This window comes from Pseudoalteromonas fenneropenaei, from assembly GCF_042643375.1.
Lineage (GTDB): Bacteria > Pseudomonadota > Gammaproteobacteria > Enterobacterales > Alteromonadaceae > Pseudoalteromonas > Pseudoalteromonas fenneropenaei.
The window spans coordinates 146,808-166,506 of record NZ_JBHRSD010000010.1; the positions used below are offsets into that span (position 1 = coordinate 146,808).

Annotated in this window: 17 protein-coding genes; all 17 read right to left on the reverse strand. The window is 42.1% G+C overall.

Annotation, left to right across the window (positions count from 1 at the left end):
* Window positions 1–11 precede the first annotated feature (11 nt).
* Window positions 12–1,235, reverse strand: coding sequence for an acyl-CoA reductase (locus tag ACFOEE_RS04820; protein WP_377121467.1), 1,224 nt, complete (start codon window positions 1,233–1,235; stop codon window positions 12–14).
* Complete coding sequence (locus ACFOEE_RS04825; RefSeq protein WP_377121469.1) at window positions 1,213–2,307, reverse strand: LuxE/PaaK family acyltransferase; 1,095 nt, start codon at window positions 2,305–2,307, stop codon at window positions 1,213–1,215. Before ACFOEE_RS04825 ends, ACFOEE_RS04820 begins: the two co-directional genes overlap by 23 nt.
* The gene (locus tag ACFOEE_RS04830; RefSeq protein WP_377121471.1) at window positions 2,289–3,695 is read right to left on the reverse strand and encodes an AMP-binding protein; all 1,407 of its coding nucleotides are present in this window, start codon (window positions 3,693–3,695) and stop codon (window positions 2,289–2,291) included. The genes ACFOEE_RS04825 and ACFOEE_RS04830 overlap by 19 nt, the downstream gene beginning before the upstream one ends.
* Window positions 3,696–3,727: 32 nt before the next feature.
* Window positions 3,728–5,035 carry a DUF4910 domain-containing protein gene (locus ACFOEE_RS04835; RefSeq protein WP_377121473.1) on the reverse strand — a complete coding sequence of 436 codons (1,308 nt, stop codon included), beginning with the start codon at window positions 5,033–5,035 and terminating at the stop codon, window positions 3,728–3,730.
* 74 nt (window positions 5,036–5,109) lie between these two features.
* Window positions 5,110–5,601 carry a GNAT family N-acetyltransferase gene (locus ACFOEE_RS04840; RefSeq protein ID WP_377121475.1) on the reverse strand — a complete coding sequence of 164 codons (492 nt, stop codon included), beginning with the start codon at window positions 5,599–5,601 and terminating at the stop codon, window positions 5,110–5,112.
* 38 nt (window positions 5,602–5,639) lie between these two features.
* Window positions 5,640–7,724, reverse strand: a complete 2,085-nt coding sequence (locus tag ACFOEE_RS04845) for a motility associated factor glycosyltransferase family protein (protein WP_377121478.1) — start codon at window positions 7,722–7,724, stop codon at window positions 5,640–5,642.
* Complete coding sequence (locus tag ACFOEE_RS04850; protein ID WP_377121480.1) at window positions 7,721–7,990, reverse strand: hypothetical protein; 270 nt, start codon at window positions 7,988–7,990, stop codon at window positions 7,721–7,723. Before ACFOEE_RS04850 ends, ACFOEE_RS04845 begins: the two co-directional genes overlap by 4 nt.
* Window positions 7,980–8,408, reverse strand: a complete 429-nt coding sequence (fliS, locus tag ACFOEE_RS04855; RefSeq protein WP_377121482.1) for a flagellar export chaperone FliS — start codon at window positions 8,406–8,408, stop codon at window positions 7,980–7,982. The genes ACFOEE_RS04850 and fliS overlap by 11 nt, the downstream gene beginning before the upstream one ends.
* 11 nt (window positions 8,409–8,419) lie before the next feature.
* Window positions 8,420–9,844, reverse strand: coding sequence for a flagellar filament capping protein FliD (fliD, locus tag ACFOEE_RS04860; RefSeq protein ID WP_377121484.1), 1,425 nt, complete (start codon window positions 9,842–9,844; stop codon window positions 8,420–8,422).
* A 17-nt stretch (window positions 9,845–9,861) separates the two neighbouring features.
* Complete coding sequence (locus ACFOEE_RS04865; protein WP_377121486.1) at window positions 9,862–10,275, reverse strand: flagellar protein FlaG; 414 nt, start codon at window positions 10,273–10,275, stop codon at window positions 9,862–9,864.
* An 84-nt stretch (window positions 10,276–10,359) separates the two neighbouring features.
* On the reverse strand, window positions 10,360–11,331 hold the full coding sequence (locus tag ACFOEE_RS04870; protein ID WP_377121488.1) for a flagellin N-terminal helical domain-containing protein: 972 nt from the start codon (window positions 11,329–11,331) through the stop codon (window positions 10,360–10,362).
* 151 nt (window positions 11,332–11,482) lie between these two features.
* The gene (locus tag ACFOEE_RS04875; protein ID WP_377121490.1) at window positions 11,483–12,457 is read right to left on the reverse strand and encodes a flagellin N-terminal helical domain-containing protein; all 975 of its coding nucleotides are present in this window, start codon (window positions 12,455–12,457) and stop codon (window positions 11,483–11,485) included.
* Window positions 12,458–12,953: 496 nt separating this feature from the next.
* The gene (locus tag ACFOEE_RS04880; protein WP_377121492.1) at window positions 12,954–13,925 is read right to left on the reverse strand and encodes a flagellin N-terminal helical domain-containing protein; all 972 of its coding nucleotides are present in this window, start codon (window positions 13,923–13,925) and stop codon (window positions 12,954–12,956) included.
* A gap of 320 nt (window positions 13,926–14,245) precedes the next feature.
* On the reverse strand, window positions 14,246–15,475 hold the full coding sequence (gene flgL / locus ACFOEE_RS04885) for a flagellar hook-associated protein FlgL (protein WP_377121494.1): 1,230 nt from the start codon (window positions 15,473–15,475) through the stop codon (window positions 14,246–14,248).
* A 2-nt stretch (window positions 15,476–15,477) separates the two neighbouring features.
* Window positions 15,478–17,496, reverse strand: a complete 2,019-nt coding sequence (gene flgK / locus ACFOEE_RS04890; RefSeq protein WP_377121496.1) for a flagellar hook-associated protein FlgK — start codon at window positions 17,494–17,496, stop codon at window positions 15,478–15,480.
* Window position 17,497: 1 nt separating this feature from the next.
* A complete protein-coding gene (gene flgJ, locus ACFOEE_RS04895) occupies window positions 17,498–18,478 on the reverse strand; it encodes a flagellar assembly peptidoglycan hydrolase FlgJ (RefSeq protein WP_377121498.1) in 981 nt (326 codons plus the stop codon).
* 100 nt (window positions 18,479–18,578) lie between these two features.
* Window positions 18,579–19,676 carry a flagellar basal body P-ring protein FlgI gene (locus ACFOEE_RS04900; protein ID WP_377121500.1) on the reverse strand — a complete coding sequence of 366 codons (1,098 nt, stop codon included), beginning with the start codon at window positions 19,674–19,676 and terminating at the stop codon, window positions 18,579–18,581.
* Between the last annotated feature and the right edge of the window lie 23 nt (window positions 19,677–19,699).

Sequence of the window (19,699 nt, forward strand, 5' to 3'; positions counted from 1 at the left end):
GAGTATAACACTTAACGTATTGTTATGACTCTAGATAGTGTTTTAATTATATCATATCCATCCCACACAAAGTCCATTTCAAGCGCCTGCCCAACTGGCACAATACGGTCAATACCACGAAGTTGATTATCAATCACAAACGAGGTAAGCATAGCTTTGCAAAACCCGAAATAGCTGAGTGTTTGTACCCGTTCGTCAATAACATCTCTGAGCTCTGACAGGGATGTTAATGAAACTTCATACAAAGCACCAAAATAGCCTCGAAAACTGGACTGCTGCGTCGTCAAATGACTAATTTGATAGCGTGTTAACCAAGGAGAATCCCACTCCACTTGTTCAAGTGATGGATGAGATATAGCCGTATTACACATATCCACATATTTATTCATGACCTGAATATCTTCAAGCGCAAATTTTTCCTGGGCAATATTTTCGAGTTGTGGCCAAAGCCGCGCTTTGGCAGCTTGAATTGTCGCATCTAAGCCCACCCAAGCAATGAGTTGAGGTGATGAACACGCCGCTTGGTTCATAATATAAATGTCGTTGTAAATGGCATTAGCGAGTTTACTTAGTTCACTCTCAGTCTGACCCAGAATAGACTCAGCATCCAACCCACATAATGAATACCGGTCGGGAAAAGCGATTTCGCGCGCGCGCGCTTTACTGGGATAATGCCTAAATCGTTGTACTGTCTCATCCCCCCCCCATACTATCCGGGCATCCGCTTGCTGATTGAGATACGCATTAATCTCATCATCATGACCATATTGCAGCACTAATAATTGCGCCTGCATATTGCTGAATTCAGGCTCTGCTAGTATACGATTCAACTGCGTAATGGCAATTTCATAAAGTGGCTCATTTTTGGATGACAACCGCAGCACATTGGTATTACCAGCTAATAAAGAAAACGCCAAGGAATACAAAAAATTAACGGGGACGTTTGAAGGGCAAATATGTAACACCAACCCCAATCCCATTGCGAGCTGAGGCGTTTCTTTACTGTGCAATAAGGTCGCTATTTTTTCTAACCGCGACTGACGACACCAAAAGGCAAATGCCATTAATTCTGGAAATGCCCGTACTTCATCATGACTGCGTAATGCTTGGGATAGACGGCCAAGCAACGCAATCCTCTGCGGCTGCCAAATTACAGTAGGCGAATTAGAAAATGCGTTAAGGTTACCAACCAATACTTTTGCATTGGCTAATTTATTCGCGTCTAAATGTGTCACTGCAACCTCTTATTTCCGCTTTTTTAAGCCTACCATCAACACTAAAGTATTTGCCTTTTCTACCACATGGGCAGGTGTCTTCACCAATGATTTTACCGATGTCTTCAGTCAATATCGCATGGCCCGGATAACTCTGTGGAATAAGCGAAAACAGCTGTAAGACACCCGTTTCACCATTAGGACACACTTTGAGCGTGACAGGATCTCTCACTAACACGTCTGACCAAACTGAACAGTGAAAATGTCCTTCATCACATTCTAGGAAAATTGAGCCTGTTTGCTCAACCATACCGTAATAATTGTGCACATGAGGCGTGCCAAGCACATCCGCGATCACGGCTTTAAACTCTGCTTTACTGACTGCTTGTTGTTGTAGTTTTTTCCATCCCCCACCATGCAATAATATGGCTTTTGGGAGTTGGCATGATAAAGGCTTCACCGCTTGTAACGCTTGAATGAAATGCAGCCAGACGATATAGGTAAAACCAAACACAATGCATGGCTCATCGTGATACTTATCACAAAAGCTGTTTAATGCTTCCCAATTGACCGACATATCGTCATTAAGCGCATACGTCAGGTCCCGCCCATACATGGAAAATCCGAGGATACCCGCAGTTCTGGCCGAGAATTGATGGCGGTTTTTTACCGTTGCAGGACAATCCACTATCAACATAGGCAAGCGCGCTTTACCTAATAGCGACGACATAATTTTGGCAAGAATTTTCGTTTGCAAATGACTGGTTGTTTTATCGAGGTAAATTTTTGCAGGCGTACTACCAGAAGTCCCTGATGACATCATGGTTTTGACAACATTGCTATCTGCAACGCTTTTCAGCCGTTGAAGTTTGAACAGCCGCACTGGCAACGGAAAGACTTCATCCAAAGCGTGTGCTTCTAAGCAACTGAGATTTGCAGTGACTGTCAACAGCCGCCGATACTCAACACAGCGTTCAACATGATTTTGTGTGAGCTTATTAAGCACTGGAATAAAGTGAGCTTGCTTCTTTTCATGTGACCACTCATATAATGGCCACTCCAACAACGCCTTATTTATTTCGTCAAAAGACATTGGTAGTTCACCTTACCGTTTTCAAGTCTCGGAAACGCGCTAAAGGGCTTAATTGTAATTGCGGTAAAATTAACATGAACCAGTTCAGCTATTTGCTTTCGCAGTGTAGTTGTATCTAATTGGCCTTCGTCTACGATACCGACGACCAGTTTATCATCAGTACCACCAACTAAAACTTGCAGCCCCATACCAACTAACATTTGCTCAACGTGATCGAGAGAAACTCGTTTACCAAACACTTTGATAAAACGTTTAATGCGGCCTTGTAAGTAAAAGAACCCTTCTTCATCCGCTTTGGCTAAATCCCCAGTAAACAATACACCGCACTTTTCATCACCTAAACTCAGGTCAGCAAGCGTTTGTGCGTAGCCTAAGCAGACGTTCTCTCCCTCATAAACCAGTTCACCAATTGCACCGGTTGCCGTGATGTCTTGTCCTGATTCTGAACGGATCCACAGCTTACCACTTGGCACAGCCTTGCCAATACTGCCTAACTTAGCCATAACAAAGTCTGGCTCTAAGTATGAGATCCGAGGTGAAGCTTCCGTTTGACCATACATTGGCCAAAACTGTAAACCTAGATCAAGACATTGTTTGGCAAACAACGCCATTTTACTTTCACTTAGTCTGCCACCGGCTAACGTAAAAGTTTTCAAATCCGGTAACGCCAACTCTGCAAGCTTGAGTCGCACGAGTGTTTCGTAATGAAAAGGAACACCAGAGAAACTGGTTACCCGATGACGGCGCATCTCATCCCAAAATTCCTTTTGCATTACCGTTTTTCGCGTTAAAACAATTGATGCACCCACGTATAAATGACTATTGATGATTGATAGACCAAATGAATAGTGAATGGGCAAGTGTAGAATGGCACGCTCATTTTCGTCTAAACTTAGGTAAGTCGCGATATCCGCGGCATTCGCAAGTAGGTTTTTGCGCGTATATCGAACCAACTTTGGCGATCCTGTGGTGCCTGACGTGGTTGCCAAAAATGCCAGTTCAGGATGAATAGTTTGACTTTGAACACGCTCCGATTCTAAAAGTACATAACCATCGTGGCGCACCTTTTCAACAAACCCGGCCAATTCCCTTTCAGCCAACCGCACTATGTATCTGGGTTGATAGGTGTCGACAAGTTCTTGCAATCTCAGCTCTGAGAGCTCATGTGAAAGCATCAACGGCACCACACCACTTTCTAGAGCAGCAAGATAATACAACAAACTCTGAAAATGATTTTCACCTTGAATAAAAATCACACTGCGCGGTGCGAGATACTTCGCCACGCTTTCTATCTCGCCCCGTAATTGCCGATAGGTAACTTCAAGTCCGTTTTCCGAGATTACGGCCACGCGTTCTGGAAAACGTTCACATATCAATGACTGATTCATCAACGGTACTCTGCTATAACGCCTCGCCAAGGCTACTTCATTACTAGGAGTTGATGAGATTCCAATGCTTCTATCGCCCACTGCATATCAACTACACTACATCCATATAAATCGGCAATCTCAACTGTATCTTTACTGCCATCACTGTAATTTAGCAGCATCATAATGTGATTAAGTTGCTCTAACTGCTTAGTTTGTTCTTCACGATAAAAGCTCAAGGTTGGATACAAACCTCGATTCCCCAAGTTAGGCTCACCATAGGGATGGGTGTTCACAAAGGTCGCACTTTGTTCTAACGCCAAGAAGATTTTCTCTAATTTATCTATGCTATCAAGGAGCGGTGCAATGCCCATGTACTCTTTGGTATCTAATGACGTATGGTACTCATAATAACCAACATGAAAACTACGGCTGACACAACACACAGGTAGCTGAAATCCTGGAGAATTGTATTGCCGCTCATCCGAGCCGCCTAATGGGCTAAATGCTATATTGCCGTGCTTAAAGTCATGTTTATTCAAATGATACAGCAGCTTATCTAGTAAGCCATTGTCATTACGGCTATGTTTAAAAACCAGTTCTGCGGGGTCTCCCCCCATACAATTAATCACTAAACCGGCCACCAGATTTTTTTTAAAATGCGTGCCTAACTTAGATAGCACACAGAGACTACCAATCGTTTCTGGATTTAATATAAAACGATAGTTGTATCTTCTGTGTGACCATTTTTTAATCCGATGATAGAGTCCAAGTAATACCAAAGGGCCGCTTAACTCATTATTTGCAAGTGAGGGGTGGCATAAATAAGAGCTGATTAAAACTTCTTTATCACTGGAACCCGGTAATACTGTTTGCGCAATATCTAATTGACCATCAATAAATTGGCTATTAATTACCGCGCGATACTTACCCGGTTTAAGCGCTTGTCTTGTTTTTTCCGACATGCAAAACCCCCAGCGCTTTTTGTAGTAACTTGTTACATAAGGGATTGCATCTGGTTTTTCCGGCAAGCTGTAAATATGTGCTTGTAAATCTTCAAGCGAGAGTTCCATATCCACTGCTTCAGAATAATTTACAACTTCGATATTTAATCGCGCCATGTCTGCGACTTTAACCCCATCAGGGTCAAGCAAATAAGCCTCTTGGCAGTGCCACTCCTGAGGGACTGTCCAATCAAATACCTTAGTTCCTGAAGGAAACGAATCATATTCAAGAGGCATGTAACGCGAGAGTATGTCGTAACTTTGACGTAGGCCAGGGCCAGTTATAGAACGAAGTATCGGAAAGAGTTCGTCAAATAAATCACTGTAAAAAGATTCTGTTTCTTCGTAAAACGCCATAGGTCACCTGTTATCTGAAACACCGCTGGTTTAAAGCCGGCATTAAAATTACCTTCAGATTGTTGATATAATTATTATTGATTCAGGTTTAAGAGCATGACAATAAAATCATCATGTGGTTGTTCTGTCGCTTTAACAAACCCAATGTGCTGATAAGCTTTAATCGCCGGTAAATTGTGCGGTTCAACACCAAGTCCCACCGTTTTAATCTTTCGATTTGCTCTTAGCCATTCACATGCAGCAGGAATAACCTCACCAGCCACCCCTTGCCCACGCCAGCTTGCTTCGCCAATTAATATTCCCATTACGGTATGCTGCTTTATCTCATCGACTGGCTCAAATTTGATATTGCCAATATGGCGGTTGTCTTTGGTGAAAATACCTAAGAACAAAATATTGGAAGCGTTACATTTGCTTTCTAGAAATGCCCTTAACTCAGCTAATGTCTGGTGAGATGACTTGATGTTACACTTAACAATCGGATCGGTAAACCATGACAAATATTCTTGCGATGCATCATTTTTTGTTAATGGCCTTAAATAAAACCGTTCGGTATGAATTTTCATATTAACACATCCAAGATAGATTTTAAGGCACACATGCTTTACTTATAGATTCGGACGTTGTTTCGATAAAATTCAGGTGCAACTGAAAGGTATCGACACCATTCCTCTAATGCTTTTGAGAAGTAAGGCACAATTTCATCGTCATTTCCAAAATTATAGAGCAGAGAGAGTAAAATAGTAGTCATATACAAAGCCTCTCCCTCAATCAAGAAATACAGACCTAAGTGCTGTGCAGAATTTCTAAAGGAATATATGTACCTTAAGCTTTCTAACAGGGTTTCTAGGGCTTCTGTCCTATCAGTAATCGGTTGCTCAAGAATATCAACAATGACTCGGCAAAATTGTTCAAACTCATCAATACACAATAGCTTCTCTACTTCATCTTTTAGATCAAAGTTGCTGAATTTATTGTTTTTTACATAGTCAACTAGACTCGGTTTATCAATTACACGCTCATTAAGAATTATGTCGGTTGAATGCAAAGGAATAGTATGTTCAATGCGACTACCATCGCTGCAATTAAATACTGTTATTCCCTTACCTTGAAACGATTGTAGTAAACGACCCATTTGCACATTACCCACATGCATAAACTGATCAGTTAATACTGTTTCTCTAAAATTACCTGGTACCACAAAATCATGGCCAACCTTAAATGGTTGAACTTTGGTTTTACCTTTATCATCGTAATAAAAGCTAGATTTTGAATGATGGTGTTCTTTATCAACATAACCATTGTCCACACCAAACAAATAAATTTGCTTAAAACCAAGATGACATGCATAACTTAACGCCGTATTACCTACCAGAGGATTACAGAATGACAGCGTATTAATCACTCGTTGATCTTTTCTGTATTGGGCTAATTGAATGACCTGAGATCCAGCTTCACCAGGCTTTAGCGAACCACCAGCCCAACCAAAGAGCGACGCAACCTTTGGATTCATTACATTAGTAATCAATAGGTTTATTTTCTTACGACTTTCCTCTGGAACATGTTCTTTTAAGAAATGATATGTAGATTCCGTCCGTTCTAACGCAACATGAAAATCTGGCATGATACCATGCCTAACAAGCGCTGTTGAAGCCGAATTACATGCAAAAACAATTGCTTTATCTTGGTTGTTTTTAATGAACTCCATTTCTTTGTCAAGAGACGGACCATTCGCAACAATGAACACCGGAATATCTTCAAGTAAAGCGTCGTCTAAAGTCTTGTTGTAGAGATAGGGCAGGTTATTATCAAAGTTTCCTACAGAATGCGCAAGACCCATCACCGCGTCGTCAAAAAAGCCAAAACCTGCAAAAAACTGATGATAATTATTTCTAAACTCAGAAATCCATTTATTTACATTCACAGAGGGGTAATGTTGATAAAACCATGCATGAGAAATTGAAGCAACACTAACAGCGCGAGAGCGTGAATAAAATTGTTCATAAATTTCTTCTTCTTTTAATCCGATCCCCAAATACAAAAAGCTGCCATTTTCATCGATTTTTGTCAGTAAAGCATTCCAATCGATAACAAATAAACTAGCAAAAAAGTAATCTTCGTTTGGCTCAAAAAAATTAACATAGCCAGCTTTGCAAGCGGTCAGTATACCATCTAAGTGATAACCAAGCCCAATTCCAAAGACCATAATACTTGGAATGCTTTTTCCCAGTTTTTTAAAAATAGATAAGTTTGATTTTGTTTCGTTATAGATCTGACCAACACTTCTCATTAAATCAATATGAGTGAAGCCAGAATCATTCTCAAGCAAGGCAACTTTCGAGTGATCTGTCATACCAAGTATCGGAGCGTCTATATTTTTCTTCACTTGCTCTGCTGCTTGACCTTTAGGATCGTCAGAATAGATAGGAAGGCCAGAGTCATAATCAATGATATTAGCAGTTCCGTTCTCATTGACTATTAGCTCAAACTTCTCAGATGGCTGATAGGTTAGGTACTTTTCATATATTTCAGGAAAATACGATTTGAAAGCCTTAAGATTTTTTTCGAATCTAAGGTTTGCAACTTCTGCAAAAATAGCCTCACGCTCGTGTTTGTACACGGCTTGAGCAAGCATTCCCTCTAGAGAGGTAAGTTCTTCTTGCTTAGAAAATATTTCGTTATTACTCATATTGATTTGTACTTTTGGAGATTTTTAGAAGAGTTCTTCAAAGAAATAAGTTGCTTTCTAATCTGATGCTTAGAATCTTGCGTCATATTTATAACTTGGTCAAATTGTTCATGGATATAAATAAGTGACTCGCGATTAGCTAGTAACTTGGCGGGATCAGCAAGTGCTGCGTCAATTTCCGCCTTTACCAATTCAAAAATCTCGCTAAACCGCTCGAAATCTTCTTCAAGAAGCTTTTTCGTCAATAGATCAATATTAGCCGACACTAGCACTGCTCTCATTACCATTTAACGTTTGAGCTCTTACATCAAACGGGATGGCATCCCAAGCAGATTTGATTTCTTTAAGAAGTGTGGACACTTCATCTACATAAGCAGTATTGTTCTCAATAGTAGCGTCTACTAATTTGTCGAGCATGTACGAATATAAAGCATATAAATTCTCCGTAACTTCACCGCCGACATTAAAATCTAAGCAACCCCTTAACGCTTCAAGAATCGCTGAAGCTCGAGAAATATGTTCTGCTTTCGCCTCAAACTGCCGTTTTTCAATTGCCACTTTGGCATAGACTAGACGCTCTAAAGCACCCGCCATAAGCATTTGAATAATTTCGTAGCGGTCGGCACCCGCTATTCGGGTTTTAAGTGCTTCTTTCTGATAATTTTTTACTCTTGCATTATACATATTCGGCTCCTTTAAGATTTAGCTTTTGTAAACCCAGGTAAACTGGCCAACTGTGCGCCTAAGGAAGCTTGAGTTTGCTGCATTTGGGCTAACAACACATCTAAACCTGCGTATTTTTTGCGCAAACTTGCCTCAAGATCCACCATACGTCGATCGAGACTAATTTTGTCATCATCAACATCTTTAATCCGTTCATTCAGATCTGTTTCGCGTTTTTTGAGCAATCCATCAGAATCGATATAGTTAGCAAGCAACGACTCCATTTTTTTTGCAACGCCATTTTCACCTGCAAAAGCCTTGCCAATATCATCAAAATTCTCATCCATCGCATCATTCAAGCTTCGAACTAAAGATGACTTTTCCAAGTAACCATCTTTCTTAATGCCTAGACCAATATCAAATATTGAACCAAATGGACCAGCATCCGTTAAAGCAGTTGATAAAGAGTTCACTAATTGGTCACTCAACGCCCTCATCGAAGCATCGCCATTGAGTGGCTTGCCAATACGAGTTTGAAACCCAATGTTTCCAACAAGATTGTTGTAGTTTGCAATGAACTCATCAATGAGTGTCGTGACTGATTCTCTATCGTACTCAACACTCAACTTGGCTGTTTCAAACACACCTGCATTTTCTTCGCTTTTTTGTTTCGCAGTAATAGTCATGTCTTGTACAGCATCTTTGAAGGTATTGGTAGCGCTGGTAACTTGTAATCCATCCACAGTGATAATAGCGTTTTGAGCTTTATCAGTATCTTGATTAATAACCATACCACCCGTCGGGTTGGTAATTTCGTCGTAGGTTTCTATCGCATCTAATTCTGATGTATCACTGGTGATAACTAAATCATTACCCTCACCAGTGACATTAGAAGTCAAAACTAACTTAGACCCCTCTACACCACCAGTATTGACAATATTGGCCGTTACACCAAAGTTAGTACTCGAGTCATTGATAGCATCTCGGAGCTCAGCCAAAGTCATGCCAGCTGTCACCGCAAGATCGAAGGTTTTGTCTGCTCCAGCGGCAAAAGTAAGCGTACCACCAGATGCAGAAACAACTGCGCTAGAGTCCGCAAAGGCCCCATCAGTTGAAACGGCTCTACTCCCTTGTGCAAGCTGTTTGACCGCAACCTTAAAATTACCAACAGAAATATCTGATGTTGGTGTAACCGAAATAATGTCACCCGACGATGGCTGGGTAATATTTGCTTTGCGCTTACCAAAATTCTCGAGATCTGCCAATTTTTTGATGGTGTCTTGAAGTTTAGATACCGCGGACTTAACTTCACCTATGGACGAGAGCTCAACTTTCAAAGACTCTTGCTTTTTAACTAAGCTTTGTAACTTTGGCGTACGCTCAGCAGAAATAGATGCTGAAATGATACTTTCCAAATCTAAGCCTGAGCCAATCCCAGCAGATGTAATTAATGGCATACTAAACTCCTATTGGCTTATGCCGACTGATTAAACAACAGCCCTTTACCTGATAACTTATCGGCAAGCTCGTCTAAAGCCTTAGCAACTTCGCGGAATTCTTTCGAAGGGATTTCGCGAATAACTTCTTCGTTTTCTTTGTCTACAACACGGATAAACGGAGGATCACCAGACTCATCAAATTCAAATGATAAATTGGTTGATGTCACCGGTATGTACTTATTCAATTTCTCGAGGTTTTCTTTTACCTCAGCAATTAGTGTTCCATCAGACAAAGCATCTTTAGATTTAGCTTCATCTTCTTCCGCACCATACTTTGTAGCTTTTTCTACAACTTCAATGGGTCGGAGTGTTACACTGCGCCTATCATCTCTTTGCCCTAATTGCAATTCCACAGGGCTATGAGAAGCAGTAACTGCGACTTCTTTCATAGAGAGCCTCCAGAATAAAAATCACCATACTAGAGTATAGGCCAAATTCAGGCAAATTGGACCTGAATTTGGCGACTATATCAACTAGCCAAGTAATGACAACGCTACTTGTGGACGTTGGTTTGCTTGACTCAAGATTGAGCTACTTGCTTGTTGTAGAATCTGCATTTTCGTCAAGTTAGCTGTTTCTTGCGCGAAATCAGTATCCTGAATACGAGAACGTGCAGCAGATAGGTTTTCTTGTACGTTAGATTGGTTACGTATGGTAGATTGAAATCGGTTTTGAACCGCACCTAGTTCAGCACGTTTTTTATCTACTACTGCAATCATTGAATCCATCGCAGCGAGTACTTGCTGAGCATTTTCTTGAGAAGACACACTAATTACAGTTGCTGCCATGTTCGTAAAACCAGCCGTTGCGGCAGTGACACCAGTCCCTACAGAACTGATACCTGCAGCTAAAGTACTCATTGATTTACCAGTTACGGCCGAAGCAACACCTGCGATACCAGACATAGTGAAACCACCATTTGCGGTAAGAGTGTTAGAGCCGTTAGCAGATGTACCTACGGATTTCATACTGAAACTGATTGTTTGTACTGCGTCAGCACCTACTTGAAAATTAGCATCATAAGTACCGTCTAACAAATTCTGACCACCGAAAGTGGTGTCCTGAGCAACACGGTTAACTTCTGAAGCTAACGAGCGAATTTCTTCTTGAAGTGCCAAACGGTCTTCATCTGTATTTGAACCATTTGAAGCTTGTTGCGCAAGGGTTCGAATACGTTGGAACATTTGAGTTGTTTCATCCAGCGCGCCTTCTGCAGTTTGCGCAAGAGAAATACCATCATTCGCATTACGAATACCTTGGTCTAAACCGTTGATTTGACCAGTTAGACGGTTCGCAATTTGCATACCTGCAGAATCGTCTTTCGCACTGTTAATACGAAAACCAGACGAAAGTCTTTTGAATGATGTGTCTAATGAACCCGCAGAGTTCATTAATTGACGTTGTGCGTTCAAAGAACTCACATTGGTATTTACATATAAAGCCATAATAGCCTCCGCTTTATCATTGTCAGAGGCGATTAGCGGGATACCCCTACCCAGCTAATCACCCGGATTAGAGTCCTAGAGTGATAGTTCTCTAATTCTTGTATCGACGGATAAAGCAGAAGCTTTAGCTTTATTTGTAATTTTTTTAAAATTAACCTTGTAACAAGCTCAATGCCGCTTGAGGTCTTTGATTTGCTTGACCTAATATGGTTTGGCTAGCTTGTTGTAAAATTTGGTTTTTGGTTAATTTCGCCGTTTCTAAGGCAAAGTCAGCATCTTTAATTCGAGATTTCGCAGATGCTAAATTCTCCGAAATATTTGCTTGGTTACGAATAGTAGATTGGAAACGGTTTTGCACCGCACCAAGTTCAGCACGTTTTTTATCAACTACCGCAACCATAGCGTCCATTGCTGCCATTACTTGTTGAGCATTAACTTGTGAAGAAACACTAATGACAGTCGCAGCCATATTAGTGAAACCAGCTGTCGTTGCTGTTAGGCCAGTTCCTACGTTACTGATACCTGCGGCAAGCACAGACATACTCTTGCCGCCAACAGCACTAGCCACACTGGCAATACCTGACATAGTAAAGCCGCCAGCAGCTGTTAAAGAGTTATTACCGTTGGCAGTGCCACCAACTGACTTCATACTGAAACCAATAGTTTGTATTGCATCAGCACCTACTTGAAAGTTTGCTTCATATTGACCATTCAAAAGATTCTGACCACCGAAAGTCGTATCGCTAGCGACACGATTTACTTCTGAGGCAAGTTGTCTAATTTCCTCTTGAACTGCCAAGCGATCTTCATCAGTATTTGAGCCGTTGGCTGCTTGTTGTGCTAGCGTTCTGATACGCTGGAACATAGAAGTTATTTCCTCCATCGCACCTTCCGCCGTTTGTGCAAGCGAAATACCGTCATTCGCGTTACGGTTACCTTGCTCAAGGCCCATAATTTGGGAACTTAGACGGTCAGAGATCTGCAAACCAGCCGCATCGTCTGCCGCACTGTTGATTCTCAAACCAGATGATAAACGTTTAAAAGAAGTATCTAGTTCATTACCAGAGTTTGTTAATTGACGCTGTGCGTTAATCGCACTGACGTTAGTATTTACAAATAAAGCCATAATTCACTCTCTTATTTCTTACAAGTCTGGGTGGGTAACCACCGTTAATCTGTCTAACAAAGCGGCAATTTCGTGAGGCAATCACAGGCAATTTATTGCCTCAGGTTGCCACTTCGCGCCGTAAACTTGTCGTCGAATAAGTAAAAGCAATTTCTAGGCCAAAGTATTTTTTATCGGCAAAAATATATCAAATCCGAATAACCTTTCTTCCACAAAGCGCATGAGCGTGGCTCAAAAGAAAAGGATAAAGAATAATTAAGTAATGAAATATAGGGGGTTTTCTAAGAAGGAAAAGGGGCACTGGCATGCCCCTTTTAAATGTTTGAGAGTGAGTGTCAAAATTTTTTTGTTAAGTTGGCATAGTATATGCTTACATTAACTTGTTCATTGAATTGATGAACACTTTTGGATTATAAGCTCCTCCGCTTTATCATCCAATTCGGTGTCCGTGCTAAATACCCCATCCAGCACGGACACTTACTTACCTACTTGCCTATTATCCTAGAAGACTTAACGCAGCCTGTGGACGTTGGTTCGCTTGGCTCAAAATCGTTTGGCTAGCTTGTTGTAGGATTTGCATTTTTGTTAAGTTTGCAGTTTCTTGTGCAAAGTCAGTATCTTTGATACGAGATTTCGCAGCTGATAAGTTCTCAGAAATATTAGACTGGTTACGAATCGTTGATTGGAAGCGGTTTTGTACAGCACCAAGTTCTGCACGTTTTTTGTCTACCACTGCAATCATTGAATCCATCGCAGCTAACACTTGCTGTGCGTTCTCTTGTGAAGATACGCTGATTACTGTTGCGGCCATATTGGTGAAACCAGCTGTTGCTGCGGTCACACCCGTACCTACGTTACTGATACCAGCAGCAAGAGTGCTCATTGATTTACCAGTTACTGCTGATGCAACACCAGCGATTCCTGACATTGTAAAGCCACCATTTGCAGTTAGAGTATTAGAACCGTTAGTCGTTCCACCTACTGTTTTCATACTAAAACCGATTGTTTGAACTGCATCAGCACCTACTTGGAAGTTTGCATCATAGCTGCCATCCAAAAGATTCTGACCACCAAACGTAGTATCTACTGCGATACGGTTAACTTCTGATGACAGTGAGCGAATTTCTTCTTGAATCGCTAAACGGTCTTCATCAGTATTCGAACCGTTTGAAGCTTGTTGCGCCAATGTACGGATACGTTGGAACATAGAAGTTACTTCGTCTAGTGCACCTTCAGCTGTTTGAGCAAGTGAGATACCGTCATTTGCGTTACGGTTACCTTGATCTAAGCCATTAATTTGTGACGATAAACGGTCAGCAATTTGTAGACCTGCGGCATCGTCAGCTGCACTGTTAATACGGAAGCCTGATGATAAACGCTTGAATGATACGTCAAGTGAATTACCTGATTGGCTTAATTGTCTTTGAGCATTCAATGAACTTACGTTAGTATTTACATAAAGTGCCATGATATTTCTCCCACCTTAAACTTAATGTTTTCTCTCAAACAGTTGGTAAGGGCCTCAAGCGCTTTGTTTTTACCATCAGCCCGCTTACCTAATTTATCGGATAGGGCGAAAAATCCTTTAGGATAAATTTTAAATATTTTTTAATGCATTGAAATAAAAGAACTTTTACTTCATAAAATTCTATAAACTTTCAAGTGTCGGAAATATGACGCTGCGGAAAAACTTAGCCAGCGGCAATAATTTTCCCTTTAGTATCAGATGCGAAAGAATAAAAAATGAAGAAGTGAAGACATACCGCCTGTTTTCTGGCGGTATGTCAATTAACGGATGTAATCGAAAAGCGAGAGATTAGACAAGCGGCCGAAAGTCGCTTGCGAAGCTTGTAAAGCCGTTTCATGTTTCTTGAGGTTGGTGATAGCTTCGGTCATATCCAATTCAAGAATGTCGGCCTTAGCCGATTTGTTGTTGATATCCAAATCAGCGTTTGCCTGACTAATTTGCTTCGCGGTATTTAAGCGTCCACCAAGTGAAGCTTGAGAATATGAGACTTGGTTTTTCGCATTATCCAAACCAACTATGGCATCTGCAATAATTTGTTCCATATCTTTAGTTGACGTGCCAGGTGTCAACAATCCTTGATACAAATCTTCCAAGGTATTTAAGACATTATCTTTTTTTGGTGCTGCCAAAGAAAAGTCGACAGTTCCTGTTGTACCACCGGCAAATTCGATTTCCATGCCGCCAATACTAATTTTGTTATCTGTATAAGTACCTGACTGTACAGTGGCACCATCTTGAGTCAGGGTGTACGTATTACCAGCCCCGAGCGTAATTTGAAAGTCATTGGCAGTTGCTGGTGCTGTTGGGTCAGCGTTGTAGTAAGTTTGGTGAAACTTGTTAAACTCACCTTGTTCCGTTACATAAACTGAGCCACTAGTCAGTGCACCACCCACAGTGGCAGTGTTACTGGTGACATTTAAGCGAGATTGGGCTTTTTCAAAGACGTCAAAGCCATTGTCACTGGAGCGAATTTCAACCCCTTCCGCCACTTTAATCTTGTGCTGACCTTGGTCACCATTATAAACAAACTTACCCGTATTGGGGTCTTGGCTGTAAGTTTGCGTATTGTCTTGATAACCAGAAAAAATATAACGCCCATCTTCTGACTTGGCATTCATCAAGTCCATTACCGCATCTTGGATAGACTTAATCTCTTGCGCGATGGAATCTTTATCGATATCCGTCACACTGCCGTTACCCGCACGAATAGCCAAAGTATAAGCTTGTTCCAGCGAGGTTTTAATGTTTTTCAAGACACTTTCTTGAGTATTCAAACGACCATTCAGCATGGTCAAGTTTTTGTCGTATTGCTCATTGGTTTGAATTCGGTCTGAGTACAACATAGCTCGGGCTGTGGCCGATGGGTCATCCGAAGCAGACAACACGCGTTTCTGCGTATTAACCTGCATCGACGCTTTATTCACTTCTGATTGGTTGTTCAAAATAGAGCTTAAGCTATTCTGATACATCATATTATTTGAAAGACGCATAATTACCTCGCAGCACTTAACAAGGTGTCAAACACGGCCCGTGCTGCACTGATGATCTGTGCAGATGCCGAATAAGATTGCTGAAATCGTAACAAGTTTGCCGCTTCTTCATCTAAATTGACCCCCGATAAGGACTCATACCAAGCTTCTGATTGTTCCGCTAATGCTGCAAAAGCCGCGCCATTTGTTTTCGCTTGGCTGGTTACTACCCCGACATCGGTGACTAATTTGGCAAACGACTCATTAAAAGTTTTTAAGTTATCGGTATTTGCTGAGCTCACTACATTGTGACGCACCAGTTCAGCATTTTGTAAATTGGCCAAAGCTAAGCCATTACGGTTATCATCATAACCACCGGTATTAAACTCAATAGTAAAACTGTCACCCGTCGCCGCCTGCCCTTCTAAATCAAAGTCAAAACCGTAAGTATTAAAAGGCGCACCAGCCTGAGCCAAGATATTTTTGCTATTACCTGAGGTAGTAAATGTCACGCTGCCAGATGCATCTGAGATTGTGTATTCATTAGCGTTAGCTGTTTTAGTAATCGTGATAGGTCCATCCGTAAACGTCGGTGGCGTACCTGAGAAATTACTACCCGTTCCGGTGTTAGTTACTGTACCCGTTGTCAACGAAGCTGAACTGGTGTTACCGGCCGCTGAGCTGGCACGAACCGGTGAGGCAAGCGCTAAATGCTCAGCACGGGTAGTCGCAAGCGACAAATTCCCAGCGGCTTCACTGTTGAGTTTTACTAAGAATTTATCGCCAACCGCACCACCTGCACTGATATTGAGTTCTAAGCCGAATGCATCGGTTGATGGCGCCGCTAAATTAGCTGAGTTAATTGTGCTTGGTGGCGCACCGATATTAAATGTTTGTGCATTACCAACTGGATTGCCACGATTATCCAACGCAGTTACCGAGACTTGCGTTGCATTGACATATTCAATCAAAAAGTCATTGGCTGGGATCTTCTTCCCTTCACCGGCTTCCAAAGTCGCTGAGATAGTTGCACTGCCCGTATTCGCTTTATACGCATAAGCACCGACCGTTGGGATGTTAAATAGGTCGCCACCTAAGTTGCCATCTAGATCTAGACCCAAATGGTTTTGCTGGTTAAAAGCATCAGCAATAGAAATCGCCATTTGCCCTAGCTGATTTTGTGCAGGGATCAGTATTTCATCTCGAAACGCTAACAAGCCACCAATTTTACCTTTAAGGTTTGCTGGATTGAGTTCTAGGGCAACCGCTTGCGCACCGCTGACATCTAAGGTTAATTCTTTGAAGTTTGGATCAGGGTCGCCATTGGTTGAGAAGAGATTAAACGCCCCTTCTTCCATGACTAAAGATTGCCCTGTACCTAAAAAAACCAACTTTTGCCCATTACTGCCATCTAAGGTTTCAATATCCACTAGCTCTGCAAGTTTTTTAATCGCCAAGTCGCGCTCGTTATAAACCGCACTATTCGCTTGCTGGGCTTGTGGGCTCTGAAAAGTGGTGATTTTATTATTGAGATCCGAAATATTCTTAATAAGGCTATTAGCCTCTTCAGAGAATATCGCTAATTGCTCATTTACGGTGTTTTTTTGATCAAGCACAATCCCTGACAGTCTGTCCATTTGGTCAACTAGGTTTTGCGCGCCAGTAAAAAACAAGCCTCGATTAACTGATGATGCAGGCTGGTTCATGGCCTCTTGCAAATGATTAAACAATTTGTTGATGCTGGTAGACAAAGAACTCGAATCTTCGGCAAATAGATTATCGACTCTTGATGCTTCGCTGACGAATTGGTCATAGTAGGTTTTATTGGCAAGGTCACGATTGAGCTGCTTAACAGCAAACTCATTGATCAAGCGTACTGTTTCGCCACGACCAAGTTGGTCGCCAATCATAGTGCTATATTCAGTGCGCTCACGAACATAGCCCTGAGTGTTCAGGTTCGAGATGTTTTTACTGGTAGTTTGTAATAATTGGCTGTTAGCCCTGATCCCAGACGCACCAATATTGAGTAAATCATATGACATCTTAGTTCACTCCTCGACGCACAATACCACCTAGCATTTCTTTAAACTCACCACGCATTAAAACGTTTTTGATCTTAGTGGCATAATTCGGATCGGTCGCATAACCGGCTTGTTGTAACGCATCTAAAAACGACTCAGGCTTATGCGTATTTTCCAGCGCTTGTTGATAACGTGGGTTACTTTGTAAAAAGTCGACGAAATCTTCCACACTGTCTTTAATTGAGTCATAAGCGCGGAAATGCGCTTGTTTTTTGACAGGTAAACCTTGCTCAAATTCGAGCGTTTGCTTTTGTGCTTTATCACCTTGCCAACTTGAGTCAGATTTAATGTTGAATAAGTTGTTAGAGCTTGAGCCATCCGCTTTTTGGATAACATGCTTACCCCACCCCGTTTCAAGCGCTGCTTGCGCTACCATCACCGCAGGGTTTAAACCTATCTTCTTCGCCGCATCTTTCGCGTAGTGCCACACTTGCTCGATAAAACTTTCTGGCGTGTTAAAGTCAGCAGGTTTAGCCATAGCTGGCGCGCTCGCCTCTGCTGCTGCAACCACAGTTTGCATACTTGGCATACTGTCAGGCTTTTGACGTTGTAACGTTTTTGCATTGGGTAATTCGGCGTCACTACGCAGCACACTGGCTGGTTTGTAGTCTTTGCCATTAGGTGCAAGTTGCTGAACAATCAGATCCGCAAGACCTAAGCTGCCTTTACTAGACAAATCACTAGCCAATTGTTGGTCATGCATTTCCTGAAAGAACTTCACACCGCTGGAATTAAACGGGCTGTCTTTATCCTCAAACGCAGCGTTGGCTTCACGCATGCTTTTCAGCAGCATTTGGGTAAAAATCGCTTCAAACTGCTGTGCAGCTTTGCGTAACGCTTCATCACCTTCTTGCCCAGGTCTTGCAGTCAGTGCTTTCTGACGCAAGTCGTTGAGACTGCCAAGGTCAAAGACGTTTTGATTTTCAAGCGGTTTTAAGTCCATCGGAAAATTGGCGCATTAATATACATAACTTGGTTAAAGCAATTTTCAGGCCAACAAAAAACCCCACCTTGTGGGGTTTCCAAGAGTGTAGTGTAAGTTATTAAATAATAACCAATTGTCCGCTAATTGCCCCAGCTTCTTTAAGAGCCTCAAGGATAGCCATTAAGTCGCCTGGAGCCGCACCCACTTCATTTATGGCACGGACTAAGTCATCTAAGTTCACCCCTGGGTTGAACACAAACGCACGTGAATCATCTTGGTTAACGTCAATGATACTTTGTCTAGTCACGGTTGTTTCGCCTTCAGACAAAGCCAGAGGTTGAGACACGTTTTGCTGCTCTGCAATGGTCACGGTTAGACCACCATGGGTGATGGCCGCTGGTTGCAACTTCACGTCTTTACCTATCACGATAGTACCAGTACGTGAATTAACAATGATTTTTGCTGAGGTATCCGCTGGCTTAAATTCAAGATTTTCCAGCGTTGATAAATACGCTACCCGCTGTGATGGGTCGCGCGGTGCGATTACACGGACTGATGCCGCATCCATAGGTTTGGCACTATCTGGGCCGACCAAATCATTAATCGTTTGTGCTAAACGTTTGGCCGTCGTGAAATCAGGGCGATTCAAGTTAAAGGTAATATAGTCGCCTTGGGTAAATGGGCTTTTAACCGCTCGTTCAACCATACCACCGTTGGCAATACGACCTACGGTTGGCGTATTAACGATAACTCGACTTCCGTCAGCACCTTCGGCGCCTAAGCCGCCAACCACAAGACTCCCTTGAGCAATCGCATAGACATTGCCGTCCACGCCTTTAAGGAAAGTTTGCAACAATGTGCCACCACGCAGACTACCTGCGCTACCGATTGAAGACACTGTAACGTCAATAGTTTGGCCTGGCTTTACAAAGGGCGGTAATTCCGCATGCACGGCAACAGCCGCGACATTTTTGATTTTAGGCTTAAGATTATCCGGTAAACCTATGCCAAAGCCGTTCAGCATGGCTTTAAAACTTTGCTCGGTAAAACGACTTTGCTCACCTGTGCCAGGTAAACCAACCACAAGACCGTAGCCGACCAATTGGTTTGAACGCACCCCTTCTATCATACTGACATCTTTGATGCGTTCAGCATACGCAGTGGTGCTTAGGCATAATACCGCTAGTAACGTCGCCTGAATGAATTTATTTAACATATGCTTCCCCACCCACCTATCTT